This window comes from Nocardioides sp. NPDC023903 (genome assembly GCF_040639295.1).
Lineage (GTDB): Bacteria > Actinomycetota > Actinomycetes > Propionibacteriales > Nocardioidaceae > Nocardioides.
This window is the reverse complement of sequence record NZ_JBEZZS010000017.1, coordinates 71,339-90,893: the sequence shown is the minus strand read 5'-3', so window position 1 is coordinate 90,893 and position 19,555 is coordinate 71,339. Positions and strand designations below refer to the sequence as shown.

Here is a 19,555-nt window from a genome sequence, read left to right as displayed (position 1 = left end):
ATCCGGTCAAGCACGGGCGACGGACGATCAACGCGGGGGCTCGGATCGCGGCGACGATCGAAGGGTGACAACGACTTCGCCTGAAACGACCCCGTCCCCGACCACCTCCCAAGGCCGAGCGGCGCCGGTGGTCGCGCTCGCCGCCGGGATCGCGATCCTGGTCTCGAGCGAGTTCCTGCCCGCGGGTGTGCTGCCCACGATGGCGCGCGACCTCGGGATCAGCGAGGGGACGGCCGGGCTCGCGGTGGCGGCGACGGCGATCGCCGGAGCCGCGACCGCACCGACCATCGCCATGATCCTTCCCCGGATGGACCGGCGTACGTTGCTGGTCGGCCTGCTGGTCGCCGCGGCCGTCGCCAACCTGGCGGTCGCGATCTCCCCCGGTTTCATCGTCCTGCTCCTCGGCAGGCTCGTGCTGGGCGCGGCGATCGCCGGCTATTGGTCCTTCGCGTTCGCCGTCGGGACGTACGCCTCGCCGGGCCGAGACCACGTCATCTCCACCTCGATCGCGCTGGGCGTCACGGTGGCCACGATCCTCGGCCTGCCGCTGGGCTCGCTGCTCGCCGACGGCCCCGGCTGGCGCTGGGGGTTCGCGGCCGCGGCGGTGCTGAGCCTGATCTCCGCCACCGCACTGGCACGAGCGCTGCCGCCGGTGCCGGCCCACCCAGGGGCCGGGCTGGCGATGATGCGTCAGGCCCTCCGCAACCCGCGGCTGGTCGCCGGTGTGTTCCTGGTCATCGTGGTGGTGCTCGGCAACTTCGTGGCGTACCCGTTCATCCGGATCGCGATCTCGGCCACCTCGCCCGGCGACGAGATGTGGATGCTGGCGCTGTGGGGTCTCGGCGGGCTCTTCGGCAACCTCGCGGCCGGCCGGTTCGCCGGCCGACTGCGGGCCGTCGTCACGGCCGCGCCGCTCCTTCTCGCGGGCGGTCTGGTGCTCACGTTCCTCGCCGAGAGCACGCCGGTCATGGCGCTGGCCATGATCGTGTGGGGCTTCGGATTCAACTTGGTGCCGGTCGGCACGCAGCTGTGGGTCACCCGCGTCGAGCCCGAGCGCACCGAGTCGGCGCTGGCGCTCCAGGTCACCGCGTTCCAGATCGCGATCACCCTCGGGGCGGCGCTAGGAGGCGCGGTCCTCGATGAGTACGGCGTCGGACGCGTGCTCATCATCGGCGCGGTCGGTGCGGTGCTCGCTGCGGCGGGCTTCGGCGCGGTCCGCGTCCCGCGTGGTTGAGGCTTCCCGCCACGCCTGCGGCCCGGTCCCGTGGACGGTGGTGAAGGCGCGGCTGAACGCCGCGCCCGACCCATAGCCCACGGCGTACGCCACCTGCTCGACCGGACGGTCACCGCCGGCCAGCAGGTGGCGGGCCGCGCGCATCCGCACGTCCCGCAGCGCCTCGCTCGGGCTCTGCCCCAGGCCGCGCCGGAACCGCTCCCCCAACGCCGACCTCGACAGGTGCACGGACTCCGCCATCGCCTCGACGGACCAGGCGCGTGCCGGATCCGCGATCAGCGCGGAGAGCACCTGCGCGACCGTCGGGTCGAGGACGGGCGCGGGACCATCGGTTCCGCGCCCGGTGTCCTCGAGCCAGGAGGCCGTCATCGCCGCGCCGAGCAGCGACGCATAGCCCGACGCGAACAGCGCCGTCGGACGGCACGGCCCCGCCAGCGGGCAACGCCGCACCAGCTCCGCCACCCCGCCGTGGCGACCGACGAAGTCGCGCACGACCAGCGGGTTCGCGAGCGGGTACGCCACCGCGACCACCCGCAGATCGGCCCGGGTCACCGCGGCCCCGTCGTGCGTTGCCAGCCGGTGCTTGATCTGGCCCCCGACCAGAGCCGCATCCCCCGCCCGGAGCAGGTGCGACTGCCCGGCGGCGGTCAGCACGACCGTGCCGTCGTCGACGAGCAACCAGGTGGCGGAGCGTACGTCCTCACCGGCGGAGCCGGCAGCCAGCTCCTCCTGGTAGGCGAGCGTCATCTCCCACGACGGACGGTCCTCGTTCACATCAGCCCCAGCATGCGAACGCGGTCAGGCTATTCCCGAAGGCCGGTCGCGGGCAGGTCATCCGTGCAGCGCGCGATACGCCGACAGCGCGCCGGGATGCAGGGGGATCCGCCCCGTCTGGATCATCGTGGCGGGCTCCAGGTACTGAAGCCCTCGGACGAAGTCCGGGATGAGCAGGTCCGCCCGGCTGACCATGACGTCGACGATCTCTCGCGCCACCCGGTGCGGTAGATCGCGGCGCGCCAGCAGCAGGTTGGGCACGCCGATCGTCGTGCCGCCCGAGCGCGGACCGTAGTCGACCGGTGGCACCTTCCGGGTGGAGTAGCGGTAGCCCGACTGCCGTGACATCGGGGCAGCGAGCGCGCCGAGATCGATCATCCGGAGCGGCCGCTGACGCCCCGCCTCGCTGATCGTGGGCGTCGGGATCCCGCCAGACCAGAACACGGCGTCGACGTCGTCCTCGAGCAGCCGGTCCAGACCGGCCGTCAGCCCCATGTACCTCACCGTGAGATCGCGGGTCCGCAGACCAGTTGCCTTCAGGAGCACGACAGCTGTCACGGCTGCACCGGACCCAGAAGCTCCGAGCACGACGCGCCGCCCACGAAGGTCCTCGACCTCGCGGATCGGACTGTCATCGGTCACGAGAAGATGCAGATAGTTCTCATAGATGCGCGCCAACGCCATCGGCCGCTCCGCTTCGGGCATACCGGCGACTATCCGGTCGAGGCCGTCCTCGAGCGCCAGTCCGAGCGCGGCCTTGCCGTCTCTGAGGAGACGTACGTTGTCGAGACTGCCTTCGGTCGACATGACCGTCGGCTCCAGCTCGGGACTCACGGCCCGCAGCTGATCGGCGAGCAGTCCCGCGAAGACCGCATAGGTCCCGAACTCCGTGCCTGCAGCGATCGTGACGGGCGACGTCTCCGTGTCGCGGCATCCAGCCAAGGACGCCACCGTCGGCGCCATGGCGGCGGCGGTGACAGTGCGTACGAACGTCCGCCTCGTCAGCGGCTCAGCCGGCCAGGTCACGACGCCACCCGCAGCGAGAACTCGGCGATCGTCCCGACCGGATCGGCGGGTCGCAGACGTATGCGACCGCCGTTGGCGCCGGCGAGCTCGTCCGCGATCGCCAGCCCGAGGCCGGTCCCCGGCCGCTGGTCACCGGATCGCCAGAACCGCTCGGTGGCCAGGTGCCACTCGTCGTGCTCGAGTCCCGGACCGTCGTCACGGACCCAGCCGACGACCCCGTCGGTGGTCGCGGTCGCCGAGAGCTCGACGCGCGCATCCGGGCCGGCGTAGCGGATGGCGTTGTCGATGAGGACGTCGAGGATCTGGTCGAGCACACCCGCCACCTCCACATCGGGCAGCTCTCCCGTGATCACCAACGACTGCCCCGCCGCTTCCGCGGCCGGCCGCCAGGCTTCGACGCGCTCGCGGATGACGGCGCCCACCACCTGGTTGGCCACAGTGACGCGCCCACCAGCACGTGCGACACCTTCCTCCTGAGCCCGCGCCAGCGACATCAGCTGGTCGAGGAGCGTCTCCAGACGCTCCAGCTCCTTGGCCAGGCCTGCGTAGGCCCGCTCACCGGTGCTGTTCACATGCGACTCCAGTCCGTCAGCCCGCAGCCGCAGCGCCGCCAGCGGGTTGCGCAGCTGGTGCGACGCATCCGCGACGAGCTGGCGCTGCTGCTCCAACGACCTGTCGACGGCGGCACCCATCCGGTTGAACTCCGTGACCAGCCCGCGGAGCTCCGCCGGGCCGGTCGCGAGCACATCCGCGCTGCGATCCCCGTGCGTGATCGTGCGCGCCGCTGCCTCGAGCGAATGGACCGGGCGCATGGTCCACCGCGAGAGCCGCCTCGTCAGCACCGCGGCCAGCACCAGGAGCGCCAACGCCCCGACGGCGATGAGCGCCCAGTCCCGCCGCACCTGGGCGGCGGCAGCCGAGGTGTCGACCCGGGTCAGCGCGTACGCCCTGACCTCTCCGTCCTCGCGGCCCGGCGCGCCGCGCAGCGGGTCCGCGGTGGTCCACGGCAGGATCCGGCGCATGGCGACGGGAGGCACCCCCACCAGCCCGACACGCAGCGCTGCCCTGACGGAGGCGGCGCCGCTGTCGAGGTCGCCGGCGAGTGAGAGCTCCTGACCATCGGCATCGACCACGAGGACCGGCTCGTCGTAGACGTCGTGGTAGCGATCGACCAGCTCTGTGACCGGTTGGCCGGAGGCGGCCGCCTCCGCGATCACCGCCATCTGCCGGTCCCGCTCGGACGCGAGCCGGGCGGTCCTCCGGTCAGCGAGCGTGGTCGCCAGCGGGAACGCCAGCGCCAGGAGCGACCCGAGCAGGAGCAGGCCGACCACGAGCTGTACCCGGCGCTCCATCACGGTCGTGTCCCCCTCACCGGTCAGCCGAGCCGGAAGCCGTAGCCGCGCACCGTCTGCAGCGGCAGGTCATGACCCAGCTTGCTGCGGAGCGCGGTCACGAAGAAGTCCAGCGACCGCGACTTGCCGACCGCTGGCGTGCCCCACACCTGGAGCAGCAGCTCGTCGCGGCTCACCGCCTCACCGGTGCGAGCGATCAGCGCAGCCAGCAGATCGAACTCCGTCGCCGTCACCGAGACCGGTTCCCCACCTCGGTGAACGGTGCGCGCGGCGACGTCGACGCTCAGCTCCCCCAACGTGACCACACGCTCGGCGGGCCGCGGTTCGGCGGAGGCCATCCGGCTTCGCCGAACCAGCGCGTGGACACGCGCGAGCAGCACCGCCCTGCCGACCGGCTTCACCAGGTAGTCATCGGCACCGGCACGCAGGCCGAGGACGACAGACCCGTCACTGTCGCGGGCGGTGAGCACGAGCACCGGGACCGTCGAGACCCGCCGCACCGTACGCAGGAAATCGAGTCCGTCCATGTCCGGCAGACCGAGGTCGAGCACCACCAGGTCGGCTCCGGCGATCTGGTGCAGCCCGTCGTCGCCGCGGCTGCAGTGGGTCGTGGTCCACCCCACGTCCTCGAAGGCGTCCACCAACGCCTCCGCAACGCTCGGGTCGTCCTCGACCACCAGAATCCGCACGGAGCCAACCTAACGTGGTGCGGTGATCAGAACGCGCCGGTGATGACGACGCGGACCTGATGCACTGCCAGTGCCAGGAAGACGGCGGCGCACAGGCCCATCACCACGTTGGAGTAGATCCGGTTGCGCCACTCACGCGGCACCCGGTCGGTGTTGAGGATCCACAGGAGCGTGATGGCGAGGAACGGCATGAAGAGTGCCCCGAGCACACCGTAGGCGAGGATCAGATAGACCGGCTGGTCCAGGAACAGGGCGATGATCGGCGGGAACGTCAACCACAGGATGTACGTGCGGTACCAGATCCCGCCGGCGAGCCGCTCCGGCGCGTTCTCGGGGACCTTCCGCAGGTGACCGGCGAAGTCGGCGAACATCAGGCTGACACCGTGCCAGACCCCCACCAGCGAGCTCAGCGCGGCGGAGAGGAAGCCGATCAGAAAGATCGTTCCGGCGGCCGGGCCGTACCGATCCTCGAGCACGTTCCCGATGTCGAGCATTCCCTTGTCGCCGGTGTCGACCGCGATGCCGGCCGAATACAGGAGCTCGGCCCCGACGATGAGCGTGGAGACGACGAAGATTCCGGTCACGATGTAAGCGACCGAGTTGTCGATACGCATCACCCGCATGAACGCCGGCGTCGCCCAGCCCTTCTCGCGCAGCCAGTAGCCGTACGCGGCGAGCGTGATCGTCCCGCCGACGCCGCCGGCGACGCTCAGGATGTTGAGCAGCGATCCGTCCGGGACCCGAGGCACCAGGCCGACGACGAGGTCTGGCAGGTTCGGCACCGTGAGCGCGGCAGCGGCCACCATCGAGACGAACATCAGCAGCACCATGATGCTGAGCGCCTTCTCGAAGAGTCCGTAGCGACCGGTCCAGACCAGCGCGAGGCCGAAGATCCCGGCGATGATGCCCCAGGCCTTCACCGACAGCACCGGCACCAAGGCATGGGCGGCGAGCCCGGTGCCGGACATGGCGGCAGCGCCGTACACGAAGCCCCAGATGACGAGGTACGGCCCGAAGTAGACGTGGGTCCAGCGGCCCAGGCTGCTCCAGCCCTCGTAGATCGTACGTCCGGTGGCCAGGCTGTAGCGACCGGCGCCCTCGACGAGCGCGACCTTCATCAGGCAGCCGAGCACGACGGCCCAGAGCAGCGCATAGCCGTACTTGCTGCCCGCGATCATGGTGGCGACCAGGTCGGCGGCGCCGACACCGGTCGCCGCGACGACCAGGCCCGGTCCGATCAAACGCCAACGGGGAACGGACCCCGCGGTCTTGTCATCGATGACAGACATCAGTTGTAGCTCCTCGGTCTCGTCCGGGCCGGATCACCCGGACGCGCCGACTATGTGACGGTCGACACAGTCGCGTCTATGAGGAGCCGCCCTCAGCGGGCTTTCCTTACACAAACCAATGAATCGGGAGCTCGACCCGATCCAGAGGCCAGGTTCAGCCCTCGAGCAGCGGCAGCACGTCGGCGATGGAGGCGACCACGCGAGTCGGCCGGAACGGGAAGGTCTCGACCTGCTCGGGCCGGGTCGACCCGGTCTCGACGAGGATGGTGCGCATCCCGGCCTCGAGGCCGCTGATGATGTCGGTGTCCATCCGGTCGCCGATCATCACGGTCGTCTCGGAGTGGGCCTCGAGCTGGTTGAGGGCGCTGCGCATCATCAGCGGGTTCGGCTTGCCGATGAAGTAGGGCGCCCGGTTGGTCGCGGCGCTGATCAGCGCTGCGACGGAGCCGGTCGCAGGAAGCGTGCCCTGCGGGCTCGGCCCGCTCGGGTCCGGGTTGGTCGCGATGAACCGCGCGCCGCCCTCGATCAGCCGGATCGCCCGGGTGATCGCCTCGAACGAGTAGGTGCGGGTCTCGCCGAGCACGACGTAATCAGGGTCGTTCTCGGTCATCACGTAGCCGACCGAGTGCAGCGCCGTCGTCAGACCGGCCTCGCCGACGACGTACGCAGAGCCGTCCGGCCGCTGGTCGGCGAGGAACTGCGCGGTCGCGAGCGCCGAGGTCCAGATCGACTTCTCCGGGACGTCGAGACCGGACCGGAGCAGCCGGACCCGGAGGTCCCGCGGGGTGTAGATCGAGTTGTTGGTCAGCACCATGAACGGCACCGACTTCTCGGTGAGCTTCGCCAGGAACTCTCCGGCGCCGGGGATCGGCTCCTCCTCGCGCACGAGGACACCGTCCATGTCGGTCAGCCAGGTCTTGATGGGGCGCTCGTCGATCACGGGGACATCCTCGCCCACGGATCAGTAGATTGGCGAGATGGAGTTGATCGATGGCGAGCCGGTCCTGGACCGGCCCTCGGTGACCGAGGTCGAGGCCTACTTCGAGACCACCGATCCCGACACCCGAGCGGTGTGGCTGCGGCTGACCCGCAAGGGTGTCGAGCCGGCCTCCCTCTCCTCCGACGAGCTGGTCGACGTCGGCCTCTGCTTCGGCTGGATCTCCGCCGTACGTCGCCGAGGCGATGAGGAGACCTACCTGCAGCGCTACACCCGCCGGCGCCCGAGCTCGAAGTGGTCCCGGCTCAACATCTCCAAGGTCGAGCGGCTCACCGCCGAGGGTCGGATGCGGCCGGCGGGCCTGGCCGAGGTCGAGGCAGCGCAGGCCGATGGCCGCTGGGACAACCCCTGGACCTGACCCTCAGCTGCGCTCGAGCCTCTTCCTCAACCCGTTGGTCATCGAGCCGACCGCGACCGACAGCAGAGCCCGAACGATGGGCGCCGTGGGCCCGGACCCCTTGGCCACCTCGACGGCAACGGTCCAGGTCAGCCGGGAGCCGGTCGGCGTCGACTCGACGACGTAGTCCTCCGCGAAGCGGCGGATGCCGGGGCGGGTCGACTCGGCGACCGCGAAGGTCATCCGCTGGTTCTCGTCCCAGCGGTAGAACTTCTCGCGCACCGTGGCCACACCGCCCATGGTGACCTCTCGCACCGTGCCGACGCCGTACGGTCGCTGGCCGACCCACCGCGTCTTCGTGGCACCAGGCCCCCACGAGACCACGGCGTCGTCCGCGGCAAGTGCCGCCCACAACGTCTCGACCGGCACGTCGACGTCGAGCACCTTGGTGGTGGCCGCGCGTGCGGTCCCCAGGAAGTCGTCGTCGGCGGGAGCGAGGGGGTACCAGCGGGTCATGTGGCCAACCTTTGTGAGCTCGAGGAGGGGACGACGACATCTTCGTCGATACAGGATCGCAGGAACGTCGCGGCGCGGCGAAGCGCTCGGCGGGCTTCGGGCACCAGGCGGTACATCGTGACGTAGGAGTGGATCTGGCCCCGCGAGACGATCAGCTTGTTGGGCACGTCGGCGCGGGTGAGCCGTTCATGCAGACGCTCGGAGTCGCCGGCGAAGCACTCCGTGTCCCCGACGTGGGTCTGGATCGGCGGGAAGGTACGCAGCAGCCCGATGCTCATGGTCAGCGGCGACAGGCACGGATCGTGGAAGTCGCCGCCAGGATGGAAGGCCTCCGCACATCGCGCCGCGAACGTCGGTGTCAGGACCGGGTCGTGGCGTCGGGCATCGCGGCGTACCGCCTCGGTCAGCGCCGGGTCGAGCAGCGGCGAGAAGAGCGTCACGCCTGCCGGCAGGTCGCGTCCACACCGGGCGAGCGTGGTCAGCAGACCCAGCGCGAGGTGGCCGCCGGCCGAGTCGCCCGCCACGACGATCAGCTCCGGCGGGTGGCCCTGCGCCAGCAGCCAGTCGTACGCCGCCATGGCGTCGTCGAGTGCAGCGGGATAGACGTGCTCGGGGGCGCGCCGATAACCGACCGCCAGCACTGGTAGGGCGCTCAGTGCCGAGAGCGGCCCGGTGACACACCGGTAGGACCGCGGGGAGGACGCCACGTAGCCCCCGCCGTGGAAGTAGAGGATCACGCCGTCGTCGCCGGTCTTGGCGTTGCGGGCGCGCACCCACTCACCCTCGAAGCGCGGAGTGCGGACCTGCTCGATTCGTGCCGCGGTCGGCCAGCCGGCCAGGACGCCACCTGCCGCGATCACACCGCGCAGATAGCGCAGCTGCAGTCCCTCCAGGCGCAGGCGGTCGATCTGTGGACGGACCGCGAGCCGGGCACCGGCCACCAGCACACGGCTCGTGGCACTCGGACCGAGCAGCTTCAGGTAGCGGATCACTCTTGTGTCTCCGCGCGGGCCTCGAGATCACGCACCATCTCGTGCACCCGGCGGTCACGGGCCAGCACCCGGTCGGCGCCGGCGTTGAGCACGCCGCGGAGCAGGGAGTAGGGAACCCAGCGGGCGGGAGCGACTGTGGCGCCTGCCCGTTCGGAGATCCCGGCGGCGATCGACTCGGCCGCGGCGTCCGCGGAGATTCGGTGGTTCAGCGGCCAGCCGAGCAGCTCGTCGAGGCGGCGTCCCATGGGGTCGTCGTCGAGAGTCGCGGTGGCCAAGGGTGTGTCGACGAAGCCGAAGTAGGCGACCCCCGCGCTCGCCCCGTGGGGCGCCAGCTCGAGCTTGAGGGCGCGGCCGATCTGCTCGGCGGCGGCCTTGCTCGACATGTAGCCGACCCCGCCGACCCCCGGCGAGAAGGCGGCACAGGAGGCCACCACGACAACGTGCCCCTTCGCCGCGATCACCGCGTCCAGCGCAGGCTGCACGGTGTTGAGCACACCGGTCTGGTTGATCGCGACCACCCGGTCGTAGTCAGCCAGGTCCATCGTGCGAATCGTGGCCGGCGGAGGCGTCACACCGGCGTTGGCCACCACGACATCAAGCTGCCCGTAGCGCTCGACGGTCCGAGCCACGACGCCGGCCATGGCGGCACGGTCGGTGACGTCGGCGACGACGGTGAGGACCCGCTCGGCGCCGAGGCTGGATGCGACCACCTCGAGCCCCGACTCGTTCAGGTCGACCAGCGCCAGCCGGGCGCCCTGGTCGTGCAACCGCCGGGCCAGGGCCAGGCCGATGCCCTGCCCGGCTCCGGTGATCAGCACGACCCGGTCGCGTACGTCGTACTTCTTGCCGAACCAGCCGCTCATGCCCGGATCCCCTCCTTCACGACGCGTCGAACGGCGTAGTGGGCGAGGTCGATCTTGCTGGTGCGGGCGCGGAAGCCCGCCGAGAAGCCCGGGTAGTGGGTGAAGTTCCGGCCGGTCGAGCTCAGGTAGTAGCTGCGGCAGCCACCGGTGAGGAAGACCGACCTGCTCAACCCCTTGTCGGCCCACTCGAGGAACTCGTGCTGGGCCTCGGCGGTCACCTCGAGCGAGGCCAGACCAGCCTTTTCCATCTCACGGAGCGCCTCGACGATGTAGTGCACCTGGTCCTCGATTGTGATCACCGCCGAGGTGTAGACGCCCGAGTTGGGGCCGAGGATCAGGAAGAGGTTCGGGAAGTCGTGCACCGCCGTGCCGAGGTACGCCGCCATCTCACCGTCCCGCCATACGTCGCCGATGCTGGCGCCGCCGCGGCCGTGGATCAGGTCGAAGCCCGGGTGGTCGGTCATCCGGAAGCCGGTGCCGAGGATGATCGTGTCGAGCTCGTGCTCGGTGCCGTCGGCGGTCACGACGCCACGCTCGGTGATCTCGGCGATGCCGTCGGTGACCACGGTGGTGTTGTCGGCGGTGAGCGCCGGATAGTAGGCGTTGGAGAAGGTCGGCCGCTTGCAGCCCACGGCGTACGTCGGCGTGAGCCTCCTGCGAAGCTCAGGGTCCTTGACCTGTCTCCTGAGCAACGCACGCCCCATCAGCTCGAGCGGCTTCTGCAGCCTCGGCTCATGGATGAACCCCGGCACCAGCGCCTCGAAGGTGAGCTCCCATGCCTTGCGTGCCGCCTTCTGCGCGCCCGGCACCCGGCGGTAGAGCGCGCGGGTCACCGCGCCGACCGGTCGATCGGGGTGCGGCAGGATCCATGTGGGCGTGCGCTGGAAGACGGTCAGGTGGCCGACCTGCGGCTGCACCCGTGGGATGAACTGCACCGCGGAGGCACCGGTGCCGATCACGCCGACCCGCTCACCGCGCAGGTCGTGGTCGTGATTCCAGCCCTGGGAGTGGAACACGGTGCCTGCGAACGTGTCGAGGCCGGGGATGTCGGGCACCGCCGGTGAGCTGAACGGTCCGATCGCACCGACCAGGACCTGTGCGGTCAGGTCGCCCTTACCGGTGGCGATACGCCACAGCTGCGAGTCGTCGTCCCACGAGGCGTCGGTCACCTCGGTGCGGAAGCGCACGTGCGGCAGCACGTCGTGCTCGACCGCGCACCTGTGCATGTAGTCCTTCAGCTCGGACTGCAGCGGGTAGAGCCGGCTCCAGTCAGGGTTGGGCGCGAAGGAGTAGGAGTAGATCAGCGACGGTACGTCGCACTGGGCGCCCGGGTAGTCGTTGATCTGCCAGGTGCCGCCGACCGCGTCGGCGCGTTCGAGCACGACGAAGTCGTCGATGCCCTCCTGCTTCAGGCGAATGGCGGTGCCCAGGCCACCGAAGCCCGCGCCGATGACGGCGACCCTCACGTGTTGGCTCATCTCAGATCCTCCGGGTCACAGGTCGATGGTGAGGCTGTCGCCGGCGGCGCGCGAGACGCAGATCAGCATGGAGTCGTCGCGCTCCGAGGGCCGCAGCTTGGTGTCGCGGTGCTCGACTTCTCCGTCGAGGACGGCGTGCTTGCACGAGCCACAGAAGCCCTGCTGGCACGAGTAGCGGACTCCCGGCACCTCGCGCCGGATCGCAGCCAGCGCGGACTCGTCGGCGCCCACGGGCACGGTCACGCCCGTGCGTTCGAGGTGCACCTCGAACGCACGACCACCCACGACGGGCGGCGCGGAGAACCGCTCGCTGTGCAGGGAGCCGGTCGGGTTCAGCGTCGGTTGCAGGGCACGGGCGGCATCGATCAGCGCCGGAGGACCGCACACGTAGATCGCGGCTCCCTCCTCGGCCCGACCCAGCAGGTCTGCCGCATCGGAGACACCGAACTCGTCGTCGGGCCGGAGCTCGAGCCGGCCGCCCTCGAGCCCCTGCAGCTCGGAAACGAAGGGCATCGTGGCGAGCGAGCGACCGAGGTAGACCATCGTCCAGCGGGCACCACGACGCGAGGCCTCGCGCACCATCGGCAGGATCGGGGTGATGCCGATGCCGCCCGCGACGAACAGGTAGGACTCGACATCGATGAACGGGAACGCGTTCCGCGGCCCGCGCACCGTCAGCAGGTCGCCCTGCGCGATCTCGCGGTGCATGGCCAGCGAGCCACCACCACCCTCGTCGATGCGGCGTACGGCGATGCGGTAGCTGGTGAGGTCGGACGGGTCGCCGCAGAGGGAGTACTGCCGCTGGATTCCCGAAGGCAGGAAGAGATCGAGATGGGCACCCGGCACCCAGGCTGGCAGCGGATCGCCGTCTGGGCGGCGCAGGGTGAAGCTGACCACGTCGTCGACCTCACGCGTGGTCGACTCGACCACGAGGTCGAGGTCGAAGCCGGTGCGGCGTACGGGCCGAGATCTCGAGAGGTACGGCGCCGCGGGGCTGGCCGCGAACAGAGCCGAGTAGGCCTGAGCCCCTCTGGCCAGCGCCCGGAGTCTGGGTGAGGGCTCGCCGAGCCGCTGCGGAGCCAACGTCGCCGCCATCAGAGACCACTCGCCGCCGGCGACTGCGCGAGGTAGCGCACCGCCTTGTCGATCGGGCCCATCTGGGAGGGATGGAAGCCCGGGCGGAGGTATTGCGGGATCTCCTTGAAGATGAACTTCAGGCCGGGGATCAGGCCCTTGCGGGTGTCCTTGACGAACTCGATCGGCCAGGTCCAGCGCGGACGGGTGACCGACGGGTCGTTGGCGTACATCCAGGACGACGTGTAGAGCCACAGCACGAGCAGGCCGGCCGAGGCGAGCAGCGCGGTGCGCACCCGGCGCGCGTAGCTGCCATCGACATACTGGAACACGTCGAAGGCGACGTTGCGGTGCTCCATCTCCTCGGCGCCGTGCCAGCGCAGCAGGTCGAGCATCGTCGGGTCCACGCCGATCTCGTCGAAGCGCTCGTTGTCGAGCAACCACTCACCGACCGTGGCCGTGAAGTGTTCGGCGGCGGCGTAGATACCCAGCCGCTCGTGGAACCAGGCCTCGCCGGCGCGGCCCTTCAGCCCGTGATCGCCGAAGACCTGGTCCATCAGGAACTCCATCAGTCGCATGATCTCGGGGATGTCGAAGCCGTTCTTCTCCAGATAGATCCGGAACGACTCGTGCGAGCTGGCATGGGTCTCCTCCTGGCCGATGAAGCCGACGAGCTCCTCGGCCAGGCGCGGGTCCTCGATCTGTGGCAGCGCGCGACCGAGCACGTCGGCCATTGCGCGCTCACCCTCGGGCAGCACGAGGTGCATGACGTTCCAGAAGTGCGTGGCGTAGGGGCGGCCTGGGATGTACTCGGTGGGCACGTCCGTCCAGTCGAAGGAGACGTCGCGGGCATGGATCGCCAGCGCCTCGTCTGAGTACTCGTGCTGCGTGGTTGCCATCTTCTTTCCTTCCTGGCCAACGGTTCGACTGACTGTAACAAAGCAACACCTATTGTTACAATGATGCAGACGTGATCACGTTATGCTCATCGCCATGAAGGACGCTCTGAGCCGTGCGGTGAACGCGGTCGCCGACTCCCCCGGCCTTGACAAGGCCGCACGACGGTCACCGGAGACCCAGCGCATCCTCGACGCCGCGCTCAATCAGTTCGCGGAGTTCGGCATCAAGCGCACGACCATCGGCGACATCGCGCGCACTGCAGGCATCGACCGGGTCACCATCTACCGCCGGGTCGGCAACAAGGACGCCGTGATCCAGGCCGTGGTCACTCGCGAAGCCATCCGCCTCTTCGAGCTGGTCACCGCCACCGCCCGCCGCGGCACTACCATCGAGGAGCGCGTCGAGCTCGGGTTCACCTCGATGATGGAGGAGGTACGCGGCAACGCCATGCTCGCGCGGATGCTGCAGGTCGAGCCCGAGACGGTGCTGCTCCAGCTCACGACCGAGGGCGGCCCGCTGGTCACCGGCGCGACGACGGCGACACTGGGTTTCTTCGGCGAAGCCGTCGAGGACGGCCTCCTCGAGACGACCGACGGCATGGACGCCAGTGCCGAGCTGCTGGTGCGCATCGTGCACTCCTACATGCTCACGCCCCGGGCTCTGATCGATCTCGACAGCCACCAGAAGCTGCGCGACTTCGCGCGTACGCATCTCGTGCCGATGGTGCTGCGCGCGGTGCCCGAACGCTGATTGACTCGGCGGTCAGCGCCCGTGACGGACGCTGAGCACCTTCTTCATCAGCGGCATGACGTGGCTCGCCCGGCGCAGCGTGATCAGCTCGAAGCCCGGCAGCGCGAACTTCTGGCGTACGACGGCGCGCGGCCGCGCGAACTCCCGAAGCCCATCGGCGCCGTGCACCCGCCCGAAGCCGCTGGCACCCACACCGCCCATCGGCACGGCGCCCATGCCAGCGAAGGCGATCACGGAGTTGACGGTGACCTGGCCGGCACGCACCCGATCGGCGATCTCGTCGCCGTGGGCACGAGAGAACACCGAGGCGCTCAACGCGTAGTCGTGGTCGTTGGCCAAGGCGATCGCCTCGTCGACATCAGCGCACCGACGCAGCGTGACGGTCGGCCCGAACGTCTCCTCGCGCACCGCCGCCGCGTCCTCCGGGAGGTCGGTGATCACGATCGGCTCGATCAGCCGGTCACCGATCGATTCGGGCCCTCCCTTGAGGAACCTCGCCCCGCGCGCGACGGCGTCGGCCACATGACGGCGTACGACGTCGACCTGGGCCGGCATCGTCATCGGGCCGTAGGTGGCACCCGTGTCCGACCCAGGACGGACGTCGTCGAGCTCGCGCAGCAGCGTCGACTCGAACTCATCGGCCACCTCGTCGACGACATAGACGCGCTCGACACCGACGCAGGTCTGCCCCGAGTTGGTGAAGGCACCCCACGCAACGGCCCGGGCCGATGCGGCGACGTCGGCGTCGGCAGCGACGATCACCGGGTCCTTGCCACCACACTCGAGGACGACCGGGGTCAGCGTCTCGGCGCACTGGGCCATCACCCGCTTGCCGGTGCGGGTCGACCCGGTGAAGCCGATCTTGTCGACGCCGGCGTTGCACAGGGCGGCGCCGGTCTCGCCGAAGCCGGTGACCAGCGACAGCACCCCCTCGGGCGCGTCCGGGTTGGCCGCGGCGAACGCGTCGACGTACCACCGGCTGACGGCGGGCGTGAACTCGCTCGGCTTCAGGACCACCGTGTTGCCGGCCGCGAGGGCGAACGACACAGCGCTGTTCGGGGCGTAGAGCGGGTAGTTCCACGGTCCGATCACACCGACGACACCGAGTGATTCGTAGTCGACGCGGGCCGCATAGTTGGAGAACAGCGGGCCGGGGTTGACCTTGTGCGAGCGCAAGACCCTGCCGGCGTTCCTGGCTGCCCAGTGCAGGTGCTCGACGGTGAGCACGACCTCGAGCACGGCGTCGTCGAGAGGCTTGCCGTTCTCGCGGTGGAGCAGGTCGGCGATCTCGTCGACCCGGCGCCACATGTGCTTGCGCCATGCGGCCAGGCGCACGGCACGACCGTCGTAGCCCAAGTCACGCCACCACGTCGAGGCGGCGCGAGCCGTTGCGACCACGGCACGCACCTCGTCCTCGCCCATCACTGGGAAGCTGGCGACCAGCGCACCGTCTGCCGGCGAGAGGGAGTCGATGCTCACGCGCCGGCCAAGTCGTTGGCCGGGTCGGTGGATCGGGCGTGGGCGTCGCGCAGCTCGCGCTTGAGCACCTTGCCCGCACCACTGATCGGCAGCTCGCCGACGAACTCGAAGCTGCGCGGCGTCTTGTAGCCGGCGATGTGGTCGCGGGAGTGCGCCTGCAGCTCCTCGGCGGTCACCGTCTTGTCGGCAGCGAGGACCACGCAGGCATGCACGCGCTCGCCGAACTTCTCGTCAGGCAGACCGATGACAGCCACCGCGGCGACCGCGGGGTGCTTGCTCAGGGCGCTCTCGACCTCGGCGGAGTAGACGTTCTCCCCGCCCGTCACGATCATGTCCTTGATCCGGTCGACGACATAGACGAAGCCCTCCTCGTCGATGAAACCACCATCACCGGTGCGATACCAGCCGTCGCGCAGCACGGCGGCGGTCTCCTCGGGCTTGTTCCAGTAGCCCTTCATCACATGCCCGCCGCGTACGCAGATCTCGCCGACCTCGCCGGTCGCGAGGTCCTTGCCGTCGGCGTCGACGACCTTGATCTCGGAGTGCGGGGCCGCACGCCCACCGGACCGGAGGTACTGGTCATGGTGGTCCTGCGGCAGCAGCAGCGTCGCCACCGGTGCGACCTCCGTCATGCCGTACGCCTGGGTCATCCTGATACCCGGGAATGCGTTCATGGTGCGCTTGAGGACACCTTCGGAGATCACCGAGCCGCCGTACAGCATGCGGTTCAACGACGACAGGTCGTAGTCGAGGAGCCCGGGGTGGTCGACGAGCATCTGGATCATCGTCGGCACGAGCAGGACGTCGGTCACCTTGTGGGTCTGTACGGCCCCGAGCACAGCCGCGGGCTCGAAGAACGGCACCATCACGTGGGTCCCACCGAGGGCGACCTGTCCGGCCCACGCCGCGAGGTCGGCGAGGTGGAACATCGGCGCGGCATGCAGGAAGATCGCGCCCTGACCGAGGAGCTCACCGCTGGCCACGGTGCCCAGCGCCGACGTGGTCAGGTTGGCCTGGGTGAGCATGACGCCCTTGGGAAAGCCGGTCGTGCCACCGGTGTAGAAGATTCCGGCCAGGTCCTCCCCGGAGCGGCGGGCGTCCTCGACGGGCTCGTTCTCGGCCACCAGGGTCTCGTAGGAGACCATGCCCTCCGGGAGCGGGCCGTCGCCGCAGTGCACGAGCGTGGTGAGCTCGGGGCACTGGGCGGTCAGAACCGGCGCCATCGGAGCGAAGGCGTCATCGATCAGCAGAACCGTGGTGCCGGAGTCCTTGAGCGAGTAGGCGATCTCGGCCGGGCTCCACCGGATGTTGATCGGGTTGACCACACCTCCGGCCCACGGGACGGCGAGCAGGTACTCGGCGTACCGGTCGCTGTTGAGCGACAGCATGGCGACGCGGTCGTCGGCGACCACACCGAGCGAGTGCAGGCCGGCGGCGAAGCGAGCGATCCGGTCGCCGTGCTCGGCGAAGGTCCGGACGCGCCCTCCGTAGATCGTCGCCGGCTTGTTCGGCGTGGCCTGGATCGCGCGGTGCAGTCCCTGGGTGAGGTACATGGTCATCTCCTGCTGAAGTGGTGGGTCTCGAGGTGGTGCAGCCCGGCCGAGATCCGGAGCCCTGTGATCAGTACGTCTCGCCGGCCTCGGCCTTGGCGACCAGTGATGCCGGCGGCGTGAACTGGGGGCCGTACTTGTCGGCGAGGTCGCGTGCGCGGTTCACGAAGCCGGGCAGACCACCTGCGTAGCCGTTCATGTACTGCACGACGCCGCCGGTCCAGGCCGGGAAGCCGATGCCGAGGATCGAGCCGATGTTGGCGTCCTCGACCGAGCGCAGCACGCCCTCGTCGAAGCACTTGACGGTCTCGATGGACTCCGCGAACAGCATGCGCTCGACCATGTCTTCGAACGGGATCTCCTTGGTGCCCGCCCGGAAGTGCTCGGCCAGGCAAGGCCACAGACCGGTGGCCTTGCCGTCGACGTAGTCGTAGAAGCCGCCGCCCTGCGCGCGGCCGGTGCGGCCGTGCTTCTCGATCATCGCGTCGATGACGTCGTACGCCGGGTGGTGGTAGTAGAGGTGACCCTTGCCGTCGGCTTCGAGACCGCGCTGCGTGGCCTTCTGGATCTTGCTCATCGTCGAGAAGTTCAGCTCGTCGGAGAGCTTCAGCGGCGCGGCCGGGTAGCCCGCCTGCAGACCGGCCTGCTCGATCGACGCCGCAGAGATGCCCTCGGCGACCATGGCGTGGGCCTCGTTGAGGAAGGTGCCGATCACGCGGCTGGTGAAGAACCCGCGGCTGTCGTTGACGACGATCGGGGTCTTCTTGATCTGCTGGGCGATGTCGAACGCCTTGGCGAGCGTCTCGTCGCTGGTCTTGTCACCCGCGATGATCTCGAGCAGCGGCATCTTGTCGACGGGGCTGAAGAAGTGCAGGCCGATGAAGTCCTCGGGCTTCTTCACGCCGTCGGCCAGTCCCGTGATCGGCAGCGAGGAGGTGTTGGAGCCGAGCACCGCACCAGGCGCGACGATGTCCTCGATCTCCTGGAACACCTTGTGCTTGAGCTCGACGCTCTCGAAGACCGCCTCGATCACGAGATCGCAGCCGGCGAGGTCGCCCGGGTCGGCTGCCGGGTGGATCTTGGAGAGCAGCGCGTCGGCCTTCTCCTGGCTCATCCTGCCGCGCGAGACCGCCTTGTCGAGCAGGTCCTTGGAGTAGCCCTTGCCGCGCTCGGCGTTCTCGACCGACACGTCCTTCAGCACGACGTCCATCCCGCCCTTGGCGCACACGAACGCGATGGCCGCGCCCATCATCCCGGCGCCGAGGATGCCGACCTTCTTGGCGACGTACTTCTCATGGCCCTCGGGGCGGCTGCCACCGGCGGCGATGTGCTGCATGTCGAAGAAGAACGCCTTGATCATGTTCTTCGCCACCTGCCCGGTCACCAGCTCGACCAGGTAGCGCGACTCGATGACCAACGCGTTGTCGAAGTCGACCTGAGTGCCCTCGACGGCCGCTGCCATGATGGCGCGCGGAGCCGGGTAGTTGGCGCCCTTGAGCTGCTTGCGCAGGTTGCTGGGAAGAGCCGGCAGGTTGGCCGCAAAAGCTGGGCTTGTCGGCGTTCCACCGGGGATCTTGTAGCCCTTGACGTCCCACGGTTGTACGGCGTCGGGGTTGGCCTTGATCCATGCCTTCGCGGCGGGGACCAGCCCGTCGACCGGGACGATCTCGTCGATGAGGCCGATCTCCAGGGCCTTCGCCGGGGTGTGCCGCTGACCTTGGCCGAGCACCTTCACGAACGCATCGACGACACCGAGCATGCGGACGGTGCGTACCACGCCACCGCCGCCGGGCAACAGACCGAGGCCGACCTCGGGCAAACCGATCTGGCTGCCCTTCACGTCGGCCGCGACGCGGTGGTGGGTGCTCAGTGCGATCTCGAGGCCACCACCGAGCGCGGCACCGTTGATCGCCGCGACGACCGGGCGACCGAAGGTCTCCAGGGTGCGCAGGGCCGCCTTGATCTCGGTGATCATCTCGAAGACGCGTTGAGCGTCCTCCTTCTTGGCAGCCAGCAGGTCGTTGAGGTCGCCGCCGGCGAAGAAGGTCTTCTTCGCCGAGGTGAGGACGACACCCGTCACCGACTCCTTCTCGGTGACCAGGCGCTGGACTGCGGCGTTCATCGAGGCGATGTACGCCGCGTTCATGGTGTTCGCGGACTGGCTCGGGTCGTCCATCGTCAGCGTGACGATGCCGTCGGCGTCCTGCTCCCAGGTGATCGTGTTCGGCTCGGTCGTGTTTCGTTCAGTCATGGTG

The 19,555-nt window shown here is 69.4% G+C and carries 18 protein-coding genes; 3 read left to right on the top strand and 15 right to left on the bottom strand.

Going from position 1 to position 19,555, the window contains the following annotated elements; all coding sequences use genetic code 11:
• Positions 1–64: 64 nt before the first annotated feature.
• Positions 65–1,234, top strand: a complete 1,170-nt coding sequence (locus AB0F44_RS18295; protein ID WP_357357772.1) for an MFS transporter — start codon at positions 65–67, stop codon at positions 1,232–1,234.
• Here AB0F44_RS18295 and AB0F44_RS18290 read toward each other — a convergent pair.
• The 6 genes from AB0F44_RS18290 to AB0F44_RS18265 all read right to left on the bottom strand — a co-directional run bounded on the left by AB0F44_RS18290 (position 1,121) and on the right by AB0F44_RS18265 (position 7,304).
• Positions 1,121–2,008, bottom strand: a complete 888-nt coding sequence (locus AB0F44_RS18290) for an AraC family transcriptional regulator (RefSeq protein ID WP_357357770.1) — start codon at positions 2,006–2,008, stop codon at positions 1,121–1,123. The two genes, AB0F44_RS18295 and AB0F44_RS18290, sit on opposite strands and share 114 nt — an antisense overlap.
• A gap of 57 nt (positions 2,009–2,065) precedes the next feature.
• A complete protein-coding gene (locus AB0F44_RS18285; protein WP_357357768.1) occupies positions 2,066–3,034 on the bottom strand; it encodes a TAXI family TRAP transporter solute-binding subunit in 969 nt (322 codons plus the stop codon).
• Positions 3,031–4,386 carry a HAMP domain-containing sensor histidine kinase gene (locus AB0F44_RS18280; protein ID WP_357357766.1) on the bottom strand — a complete coding sequence of 452 codons (1,356 nt, stop codon included), beginning with the start codon at positions 4,384–4,386 and terminating at the stop codon, positions 3,031–3,033. The genes AB0F44_RS18285 and AB0F44_RS18280 overlap by 4 nt, the downstream gene beginning before the upstream one ends.
• A 23-nt stretch (positions 4,387–4,409) precedes the next feature.
• Positions 4,410–5,075: a response regulator transcription factor gene (locus tag AB0F44_RS18275; protein WP_357357764.1), complete on the bottom strand. Its 666-nt coding sequence runs from the start codon at positions 5,073–5,075 to the stop codon at positions 4,410–4,412.
• Positions 5,076–5,101: 26 nt separating this feature from the next.
• Complete coding sequence (locus tag AB0F44_RS18270; RefSeq protein ID WP_357357763.1) at positions 5,102–6,364, bottom strand: Nramp family divalent metal transporter; 1,263 nt, start codon at positions 6,362–6,364, stop codon at positions 5,102–5,104.
• 154 nt (positions 6,365–6,518) lie between these two features.
• Entirely contained in the window at positions 6,519–7,304 is a 786-nt protein-coding gene (locus tag AB0F44_RS18265; RefSeq protein ID WP_357357761.1) for an HAD-IIA family hydrolase, read from the bottom strand.
• Positions 7,305–7,341: 37 nt separating this feature from the next.
• On the opposite strand from AB0F44_RS18265, the gene AB0F44_RS18260 reads away from it, so the two are divergent.
• Complete coding sequence (locus tag AB0F44_RS18260; protein ID WP_357357759.1) at positions 7,342–7,719, top strand: hypothetical protein; 378 nt, start codon at positions 7,342–7,344, stop codon at positions 7,717–7,719.
• A 3-nt stretch (positions 7,720–7,722) separates the two neighbouring features.
• Here AB0F44_RS18260 and AB0F44_RS18255 read toward each other — a convergent pair whose 3' ends face one another.
• Genes AB0F44_RS18255 through AB0F44_RS18230 form a run of 6 tightly spaced genes read right to left on the bottom strand, consistent with a single transcriptional unit; the run spans position 7,723 to position 13,520 of the window.
• Positions 7,723–8,214, bottom strand: coding sequence for an SRPBCC family protein (locus tag AB0F44_RS18255; RefSeq protein WP_357357757.1), 492 nt, complete (start codon positions 8,212–8,214; stop codon positions 7,723–7,725).
• Complete coding sequence (locus AB0F44_RS18250) at positions 8,211–9,206, bottom strand: alpha/beta hydrolase fold domain-containing protein (RefSeq protein ID WP_357357755.1); 996 nt, start codon at positions 9,204–9,206, stop codon at positions 8,211–8,213. The genes AB0F44_RS18255 and AB0F44_RS18250 overlap by 4 nt, the downstream gene beginning before the upstream one ends.
• A complete protein-coding gene (locus AB0F44_RS18245; RefSeq protein ID WP_357357753.1) occupies positions 9,203–10,069 on the bottom strand; it encodes a short-chain dehydrogenase/reductase in 867 nt (288 codons plus the stop codon). Before AB0F44_RS18245 ends, AB0F44_RS18250 begins: the two co-directional genes overlap by 4 nt.
• A complete protein-coding gene (locus tag AB0F44_RS18240; protein WP_357357751.1) occupies positions 10,066–11,547 on the bottom strand; it encodes an NAD(P)/FAD-dependent oxidoreductase in 1,482 nt (493 codons plus the stop codon). Before AB0F44_RS18240 ends, AB0F44_RS18245 begins: the two co-directional genes overlap by 4 nt.
• A gap of 15 nt (positions 11,548–11,562) precedes the next feature.
• A complete protein-coding gene (locus tag AB0F44_RS18235) occupies positions 11,563–12,642 on the bottom strand; it encodes a PDR/VanB family oxidoreductase (protein WP_357357749.1) in 1,080 nt (359 codons plus the stop codon).
• On the bottom strand, positions 12,642–13,520 hold the full coding sequence (locus tag AB0F44_RS18230; protein WP_357357747.1) for a metal-dependent hydrolase: 879 nt from the start codon (positions 13,518–13,520) through the stop codon (positions 12,642–12,644). The genes AB0F44_RS18235 and AB0F44_RS18230 overlap by 1 nt, the downstream gene beginning before the upstream one ends.
• A 94-nt stretch (positions 13,521–13,614) precedes the next feature.
• On the opposite strand from AB0F44_RS18230, the gene AB0F44_RS18225 reads away from it, so the two are divergent.
• Positions 13,615–14,271: a helix-turn-helix domain-containing protein gene (locus AB0F44_RS18225; RefSeq protein ID WP_357357745.1), complete on the top strand. Its 657-nt coding sequence runs from the start codon at positions 13,615–13,617 to the stop codon at positions 14,269–14,271.
• Positions 14,272–14,283: 12 nt separating this feature from the next.
• On the opposite strand, the gene AB0F44_RS18220 is transcribed toward AB0F44_RS18225, so the two are convergent.
• The 3 genes from AB0F44_RS18220 to AB0F44_RS18210 all read right to left on the bottom strand — a co-directional run bounded on the left by AB0F44_RS18220 (position 14,284) and on the right by AB0F44_RS18210 (position 19,551).
• Positions 14,284–15,750 (bottom strand): aldehyde dehydrogenase family protein, encoded by a 1,467-nt coding sequence (locus AB0F44_RS18220; RefSeq protein ID WP_357357744.1) that lies wholly within the window; start codon positions 15,748–15,750, stop codon positions 14,284–14,286.
• Positions 15,747–17,309: a long-chain fatty acid--CoA ligase gene (locus AB0F44_RS18215; RefSeq protein WP_357357742.1), complete on the bottom strand. Its 1,563-nt coding sequence runs from the start codon at positions 17,307–17,309 to the stop codon at positions 15,747–15,749. Before AB0F44_RS18215 ends, AB0F44_RS18220 begins: the two co-directional genes overlap by 4 nt.
• Positions 17,310–17,370: 61 nt before the next feature.
• Positions 17,371–19,551 carry a 3-hydroxyacyl-CoA dehydrogenase NAD-binding domain-containing protein gene (locus AB0F44_RS18210; RefSeq protein ID WP_357357740.1) on the bottom strand — a complete coding sequence of 727 codons (2,181 nt, stop codon included), beginning with the start codon at positions 19,549–19,551 and terminating at the stop codon, positions 17,371–17,373.
• Between the last annotated feature and the right edge of the window lie 4 nt (positions 19,552–19,555).